The sequence below is a fragment of the Micromonospora andamanensis genome (assembly GCF_016863495.1).
Taxonomy (GTDB): domain Bacteria; phylum Actinomycetota; class Actinomycetes; order Mycobacteriales; family Micromonosporaceae; genus Micromonospora; species Micromonospora andamanensis.
In genome coordinates, this window is record NZ_BOOZ01000107.1 from 1 (window position 1) to 1,324 (window position 1,324).

Here is a 1,324-nt window from a genome sequence, read left to right on the forward strand (position 1 = left end):
TGAACCGCCCCGGGTTCTGTGGAGACCTCAGCTGTTGGCTCCAACCACCTCGCGGGGCTGGGGTTGAGCGTAGAACATCGATTCGTATTCGGCGGGTGGGACGTGCCCGGTGGCGGAGTGCAGGCGCTGGTTGTTGTACCAGTCGACCCACTCGGCGGTGGCCAGTTCGACCTGGGCGAGGCTGCGCCACGGACCTCGGGGTTTGATCAGCTCGGTCTTGTAGAGGCCGATGGTGGATTCCATCAACGCGTTGTCCAGAGCGTCACCGACGCTGCCAATGGAGGCGTCGATACCGGCGTCGAGCAGGTGGGTGGTGAACCGGAACGACGTGTACTGACTGCCCGCATCGCTGTGATGCACCAGGCCTACCCCGACCGGCTGGCCGGCGCGGTCGCGGCGCCACAACCCCATGTCCAGGGCGGCCAGGACCAGCGGGGTGCGTTTGTTCGTCGCCGCGGACCAACCGACGATCGCCCTCGAATAGATGTCGACGACGAACGCGACGTAAACAACGCCGGACCAGGCGGCCACATGGGTGAAGTCCGCGACCCAGCACCGGTTCGGCCGGCCGGCGGTGAAGTCCCGGTTGAGCAGATCGGCGGCCCGTTCATGCCCCGGATCGGCGGTGGTGGTGCGGATCCTCTTACCGCGCACCACACCGGCCAGGCCGGCGTCACGCATCAACCGCTCGACCGTGCACCGAGCCGTCGGGTAACCACGCCGCCGCAGCTCATGCCAGACCTTGCGGGCTCCGTATACGCCGTAGTTCACCGCATGGATCTCTCGGATGAGTTCTGTCAGCTGCACGTTACGCACCTGCCGCTTCGACGGCGGACGCTTCTTGGCCGCCCAGTAGCCGCTCGGGGTGATCTGCAGCCCGTGCCCACGCAGCACGCGACAGATCGGCTCGACCCCGCCGAAATGGCCCCGATACGTGTCGACGAAGGTCACGAGCGTGTCGTAGGCCGGTCGAGCTCGGCCGCGAAGAAAGCCGACGCGGCCTTCAAGATCTCATTCGCCCGACGCAACTCGGCGTTCTCCCGCCGCAGCCGCTTCAACTCCGCCGACTCCTCCGACGTCACCCCGGGCCGTTGACCGTCGTCGACCTGCGCCTGCCGGACCCACTTGCGCAACGTCTCGGCCGTGCCGATCCCGAGCCGAGCCGCCACCGCGGTGATCGCAGCCCAGTCCGACTCGTAGTTCGGCCGCACCTCCGCGACCATCCGCACCGCCCGCTCACGCAACTCCTGCGGATACGGCTTCGTTCCTGCCATCTCTCGATCCTTCCCAAGCGGGGAAGTCTCTACAAGATCCGGGGCGGTTC

The 1,324-nt window shown here is 67.1% G+C and carries 1 protein-coding gene; it reads right to left on the bottom strand.

The genetic code is table 11. The features are described 5' to 3' along the window. Window positions 1–27: 27 nt before the first annotated feature. Window positions 28–1,274 (bottom strand): IS3 family transposase gene (locus Van01_RS32670; protein ID WP_204015813.1). Its coding sequence is split into 2 segments (ribosomal slippage): window positions 28–992 and window positions 992–1,274, totalling 1,248 coding nucleotides; the frame shifts between segments, so codons are not numbered across the junction. Window positions 1,275–1,324 lie beyond the last annotated feature (50 nt).